At 41.2% G+C, this 7,004-nt stretch carries 5 protein-coding genes; all 5 read left to right on the plus strand.

The window, feature by feature from the left end:
• The first annotated feature begins 73 nt into the window (after positions 1-73).
• Positions 74-1,267 (plus strand): acetate kinase, encoded by a 1,194-nt coding sequence (locus C9J34_RS19825; protein ID WP_107841906.1) that lies wholly within the window; start codon positions 74-76, stop codon positions 1,265-1,267.
• Between the two features lie 392 nt (positions 1,268-1,659).
• Complete coding sequence (locus tag C9J34_RS19830; protein ID WP_107841907.1) at positions 1,660-3,048, plus strand: PTS mannitol transporter subunit IIBC; 1,389 nt, start codon at positions 1,660-1,662, stop codon at positions 3,046-3,048.
• A gap of 119 nt (positions 3,049-3,167) precedes the next feature.
• The gene (locus C9J34_RS19835; protein ID WP_107841908.1) at positions 3,168-5,258 is read left to right on the plus strand and encodes a BglG family transcription antiterminator; all 2,091 of its coding nucleotides are present in this window, start codon (positions 3,168-3,170) and stop codon (positions 5,256-5,258) included.
• 5 nt (positions 5,259-5,263) lie between these two features.
• The gene (locus tag C9J34_RS19840) at positions 5,264-5,695 is read left to right on the plus strand and encodes a PTS mannitol transporter subunit IIA (protein WP_420799145.1); all 432 of its coding nucleotides are present in this window, start codon (positions 5,264-5,266) and stop codon (positions 5,693-5,695) included.
• A 2-nt stretch (positions 5,696-5,697) separates the two neighbouring features.
• Positions 5,698-6,828: a mannitol-1-phosphate 5-dehydrogenase gene (locus C9J34_RS19845; RefSeq protein WP_107841910.1), complete on the plus strand. Its 1,131-nt coding sequence runs from the start codon at positions 5,698-5,700 to the stop codon at positions 6,826-6,828.
• Positions 6,829-7,004 lie beyond the last annotated feature (176 nt).

The raw sequence follows: 7,004 nt of genomic DNA on the forward strand, positions 1-7,004 counted from the left end.
TACCAATCAGTGGGGGATGAGGAAAACCCCCACTGATTGAAGGTTCACTTTATTCAACCTAAGGAGGAACTCCATGTCTAAAATAATCGCAATCAATGCAGGAAGCTCATCATTAAAATTTCAACTATTTGAAATGCCACAGGAAACCGTATTGACAAAGGGAATCGTCGAGCGAATTGGTCTAACAGACAGCATATTTACCATCACGAACCTTGATGGTACGACTGACACAGAAGTAGTAGATATTCCAGATCATACTGTGGCGGTTCAAATGCTGTTATCCAAGCTAATTGCAAATGGTATTGTCCAATCACTAGAAGAAATCGATGGTATCGGTCATCGTGTTGTACATGGTGGTGAAAAATTCAATGATTCCGCTATCATCGATGATATGGTACTCGCAGAAATTGAAGAGTTATCTGAGCTGGCACCGCTACATAATCCAGCCAATATCATTGGTATTCACACATTCCATAAGGTATTGCCGAACGTACCAGCAATTGCAGTGTTTGATACAGCATTCCATCAAACGATGCCAAAAAAATCATTCCTGTATAGTCTGCCTTATGAATTTTACAATAAGTATGGCATTCGAAAGTATGGCTTCCATGGTACATCGCATAAATATGTTTCTGAACGTGCGGCGGCTTTATTAGGACGCCCAATTGAAAATCTTCGTCTGATTTCATGTCATCTTGGCAATGGTGCAAGTATTGCCGCGATTGAAGGCGGGAAGTCAATCGATACATCGATGGGCTTTACACCACTTGCTGGTGTGGCGATGGGGACACGCTCTGGTAACATCGACCCTGCCCTAATCCCATTCATTATGGAGAAAACAGGGAAGACGGTGGATGAGGTTCTTGATATTTTAAACAAACAAAGTGGAATGCTTGGCGTATCAGGTTTATCAAGTGACCTACGCGATTTATCAACAGCCGCAGAAGAAGGCGATGAGCGCGCCATTATCGCACTCGAAGTATTCGCCAATCGCATTCACAAATACATTGGCTCCTATGCTGCGCGTATGTCGGGTGTAGATGCCATCATCTTTACAGCAGGCATCGGGGAAAATGACATTGCCTCGCGTGCGCGTATTCTTCATGGACTTGAATTTATGGGTGTCTATTGGGACCCTGCTTTGAATAACGTACGTGGCAAGGAGCAATTTATCAGCTATCCACATTCACCAGTAAAGGTAATCGTTATTCCAACAAATGAGGAAGTCATGATTGCTCGTGACGTTGTTCGTTTAGCTGGGCTTTAAAAATAGTAAGGGTGGCAACGTGCAAGAACACACGCACTAATGAGTAAGATTGTAGAGCTATTTATACAAGAGTAAATGCAGTGCATTCATATAGGAAAAAGAAAAACACACAAACTGACGTCAGGGATTTCCTCTGAGGGATAGGGTTGTGTGTTTTTTTGTATTTATATACTTATTTTGTGAAATAGCTTATAGGAAAAGAATTCGGTGAATGGGGATGGAACAGTGTTTACAAAAGCAATATCTTCGCTCTTTTCAAGCGTTTTTTAATTTTGTCGCGACAAATGTGACGAAATTGTGTTTTCATTTGATGGTTTATCGTGAAGAAAGCGCTTACTATAAATGTAGTAGTAAAAAACTTTATTTATAGATTGTACAAGGGGGTTAATGGTATGAGTGAAAAGAAAGGGTTGCAGATGAAGGTGCAACGATTTGGTAGTCAATTAAGTGCAATGATTATGCCAAATATTGGAGCTTTCATTGCTTGGGGATTAATTACAGCTTTATTTATACCAACAGGATGGTGGCCAAATGAAGGTTTAGCTTCATTAGTCGGTCCAATGATTACTTACTTGCTGCCATTATTAATTGGTTATAGCGGAGGTAAATTACTGCACGGAGAGCGTGGAGGTATTGTTGGTGCGATTGCAACGATGGGGGTAATCGTTGGCACAGATATTCCGATGTTTATCGGGGCAATGATTATGGGACCACTAGGCGGATTGGTCATCAAGAAATTTGATCAATTAGTAGAAGGTAAAATTAAATCTGGTTTTGAGATGCTTGTCAACAACTTCTCAGCAGGGATTTTAGGTGGCGCACTGGCGATTCTTTCTTTCAAAGTAATTGGGCCAATCGTTGTTAAATTTAGCGATACATTAGCAGCGGGTGTTTCATGGATTGTAAATGCAGGGCTATTACCGTTTGTAAGTATTCTTGTAGAACCTGCGAAAGTGCTGTTTTTAAATAATGCGATTAACCACGGCGTATTTAACCCAATTGGCATGGCCAATGCAGCCGAAGCAGGTAAATCGATTATCTTCTTATTAGAAACAAACCCAGGGCCAGGACTTGGTATTCTACTGGCTTTCTGTTTATTTGGGAAAGGGATGGCAAAGAACTCCGCACCAGGAGCAGTTGTGATTCACTTCTTAGGTGGGATTCATGAGATTTATTTCCCGTACATTTTAATGAAACCAGCATTAATTATCGCTGCAATTGCTGGTGGAATGAGTGGCGTATTCACGTTTTCTATCTTAAATGCAGGACTAGTAGCGGCACCATCACCTGGTAGTATTATTGCTTTGACTGCAATGGCACCGCGTGGTGAATTACTGCCAGTTTATGCAGGTGTATTAGTCGCGACAATTGTTTCCTTTGTTATTAGTGCAGTTATTTTAAAAACAAGCAAAGAGACAGATGACGATTTAGCGAAAGCTAGTCAAGAAATGGAACAATTAAAAGGGAAAAAGAGTAGTGTGGTAGGAACTTTCCAACAAGAAGCAAAGGAAGTACGCAAAGTAGTTTTCGCTTGTGATGCAGGAATGGGCTCAAGTGCTATGGGTGCGTCACTTTTAAGAAGCAAATTCAAAAAGGAAAATATTTCTATAGAAGTAATAAATACATCGATTAATAATTTACCAGATGATGCAGATATTATTATTACCCACAAAGATTTAACGGATCGTGCGCGTGCCAAACAAGCAAATGCGGAACATATTTCAGTAGAGAATTTCTTAAATAGCCCGAAATATGGGGAACTAATCAATCGATTAAAGTGAAGCTGCAATTGGTGAGGTTTTCCTATCTTCACGCATTGTTGACAATGGAACACTAGTCAAAAGCTTCACATTCTGTTGGGCGAAAGAAAAGATAATAGTGCAGAAACGAGGTGAGTGCGATGTATATATCGGCTAGGGAGCGAGCAATTTTGACATTGTTAGTTGGTCAGGAAAAGGCACTTCCAATTCGTGATATTGCAAAAGAGTTAGAAGTCAGTACACGCACAATCCAACGTGATCTCAAAGGAATTGAAAATATTTTAGAAAAATTCCAGCTCTCTTTGCAAAAAGAAGGATCCACGCTTTCGATAAAGGGAGAGGCCGAGCGACAGAGAGATGTCATGTCGTATATTGGGGGTCTTGAGCACGAGGAATTTACACCAGAGGAACGCCAAGTTGTGCTTCTCTCCTATCTTCTTCGTGCCGTGGAACCCGTTAAGCTGTATACACTAGCTAACGAATTGCATGTGACGGTGGCAACGGTGAGTGCCGACCTTCAAAAGGCGGAGAAGTGGCTTGAAGCCTTTTCTTTGCAGATTGTTAGAAAACGTGGTTATGGCGTGGAAGTTGTTGGGGATGAATGGATTATTCGGACGGCACTTAAAAAGTTAATCAGTGAAAATTTAAGTGAAGATTACTTTTATCATTTACTAAGTAGGGATGATATTGAGCCACCAACAGTCGTTCAAGTAGCATTAAGCCGACTTTTTTATTATGTGGATGTACAGGTCATTAAAGATGTCAAACAAGTGATTGACGAATGGCGCCAAGCAATAGAGCGAGGAATTGTCGATAGTTCGTACGTCTCCTTGATCATTCATGTGACACTTGCGGTAGAACGAATAAAAGCCAATGAGCGAATACAACTTAGTCGTACACAGTTGGAGAAAATGCAGGAAGAACAAGAGTATGGTTTGGCAGAAAATTTGGCGAGTAAGTTAAGCAAGGTACTTGAGATGGATATTCCTGAGGAAGAAATAGGCTATTTCGCCATGCATATTCATGCTTTGAAATGGGTTGGACAAAAGGATGAGGTGCTGTATGGTTCAGACCTAATACTGGCTGTTCAAGTCAAGAGCCTCATTGAGATAATTGCCTCAAAGTACCACTTACACTTTGATGATCAGCAATTATATAAAGGGCTATTTGCACATATGAAACCTGCTTTATATCGAATCGAGCATAAGATGAAGATTCATAATCCGCTGCTAGCCAAAATTAAAGAGGCCTATCAAGAATTGTTTGATGAAGTGACAAAAGCCGTAATGAATGTATTCAAGGGGATTGCTATTCCTGAAGAAGAAATTGGTTTTATTGTTATGCATTTTGGCTCAGCTATCGAGTTACGGCGAATGAAGGTCAATATTCGGGCACTGGTTATTTGTTCAAGTGGAATCGGCTCCTCAAAATTACTCGCAAGTAGATTGAAGAAGGAATTTACAGAGATTACAGAGCTTCATCATGCTTCACTTTTTGATTTACGTGAAGAGCAAATTGAGCAATATGATCTTGTCATCTCCACTGGTCCCATTCCAGGGAGAAAAGATTATATTTATGTCAGGCCGTACCTAGATAATCAAGAGGTTAAGGAAATAAGAACATGGCTCGATGAGTACATCCACAAGCAAAAGAATTTGCTGCATGAATTTTCTAAGCAACAAAAGGAGCTTGTGCAACGCCATGAATTAAGTTTATTTGAACGCTTACATGATGTGAATCAAGATGTGCTAACGATACTTCATCATTTTGAAGCTCGTCAGTTAGCGAGTTATACGATGGAAGAAAACTTAACATCTATTTGTGCAGCTTACGTGAAAAAGGGCGCATTGCACGCAGCGGCTGATGTTGTGACAGCATTATTAGCAAGGGAGAATAGCGGAGGTTTAGCTATTCCAGGTACGCATTTAGCTCTTTTCCATACGAGGCACAAGGACATTAAAGAGCCTGTTTTCTCCGTGTATGAATTAGAAGAAGGCATGTACCGTAAAGGAATGGACGACCAGCCAACCTTTGTTAAGAGGGTGTTGCTGTTACTAGCTCCTGAGGAAATGGAGGAGCATCGTCTGTTATTCATCAGCTCTATTAGTGCCAGCATTATTGAGAATGATGCCTCCATCCATTTGTATGAATATGGTCAAGAAGCGGAGATTAAAGCGTATTTAGTGAATCAATTTAAGCAATATTTACAAGAAATGTCGAGTGAAGGATGATGAATATGTCAATTTTAGTAAAAGGAAATATCCGTTTTAATGGTCAAGCAAAGACAAAAGAGGAAGCAATTCGTGAAGTAGGCAACGTATTAGTGGAGCAAGGGTATGTAGGCGCTACATATGTTGAAAAGATGTTAGAAAGAGAGGCATTAACATCAACATTTATGGGCAATATGTTAGCCATTCCTCATGGTACAGAGGAGGCAAAAGCAGCAATTATGACGTCGGGGCTTGCTGTTATGGTTTATGCGAATCCAATTGATTGGAATGGAGAAGCGGTGCGTTTAGTAATTGGTATTGCTGGTGCAGGGGGTGAGCATTTAGAGCTACTTTCTCAAATCGCAATTGTTTGCGCTGAGGAAGAAAATGTCGAACGTATTTTGAACGCATCTTCGGCTGATGAGGTGCTACAAACATTTGCAGAGGGGAACGAATAATCATGAAAGCAGTTCACTTTGGTGCGGGAAACATTGGGCGCGGCTTTATCGGGGCACTTCTTTCCAAGTCAGGCTATGATGTAACATTTGTTGACGTAAATGCTGAGGTGATTCAGGCATTACAGGAAAAGGGGCAATATACAATTTTAATGGCGGAAGAAAACGGTGTAGCTGAAGTCATTTCAGGTGTTCACGCATTGAATTCTGTGAGCGAGCTTGCTGCGGTTATTGCTGCAGTTGCACAAGCAGACGTAATTACAACGGCAGTTGGACCGAATATTTTACGCTTTGTGGCAGAGCCGATTGCTAAAGGCTTAGAAAAAAAGGGTGACAAGCAATCACTGGTCATTGCATGTGAAAATGCCATTGGTGCTACGGATACTTTACGTGCTTATATTGAAGAACATGTGCATGCGACGCAATTAGCTAGGGTCTTGGAAACGACGAGTTTCCCGAATTCAGCGGTTGACCGCATCGTGCCAAATCAACGACATGAGGAGCTATTAACGGTTGCGGTTGAGCCTTTCTTTGAATGGGTGATTGATGCCTCCATGATTCATACACAGATGCCAAAGCTAGATGACGTTTTATTTGTTCCAGATTTAACACCGTTTATTGAACGCAAATTGTTCACGGTCAATACAGGACATGCAACTGTTGCCTATTTAGGCTACCAAAAAGGGTATGAAACGATTTATGAAGCGATGCAAGATCAAGAAATCGTGGCAACCGTAAGAGCAGCCTTACAAGAAACAGGCTATGTTTTGACGACGGTATACGGATTTGATAAGGAACAGCAGAACGCATATATTGATAAAGTGCTAAAGCGTTTTAGCAATTTCTATGTATCGGATGAATTAATTCGAGTTGGTCGTAGCCCACTGCGTAAATTAAGTCGCTATGAGCGATTCATTAAACCAGCAAGCATGTTATTGGCGCTCGGTCAACAACCAGAGGCTTTATTAGAGGGCATCAAAGCAGCATTTCAATTTGATGTAGCAAGCGATACCGAGAGTGTGGAATTGCAGGAGAAGTGCAAGGCATCGCCATTAATTGATGTCATCGCTGAAGTGACAGGCTTATCTAAAGAGGATCGGCTTGTAGGGATGATTTTAGCGAAGTTGGAAGACTAATTAAAGAGAATTTTAAAAAAGAAGAGGCTGTCTGGAAATCAGACATGCCTCTTCTTTTGGAGTTGGTTGAGCGGATTGCGGTACCTTGCGTGCGAATCCCCTTGTTCAATGTGCGAAACGCAGTGTCTTGCGTGCGAATTCCCTTGTTCAATGTGCGAAACACGGTGCCTTGCGTG

It is taken from the genome of Metasolibacillus meyeri (assembly GCF_003049505.1).
GTDB classification, from domain to species: domain Bacteria; phylum Bacillota; class Bacilli; order Bacillales_A; family Planococcaceae; genus Metasolibacillus; species Metasolibacillus meyeri.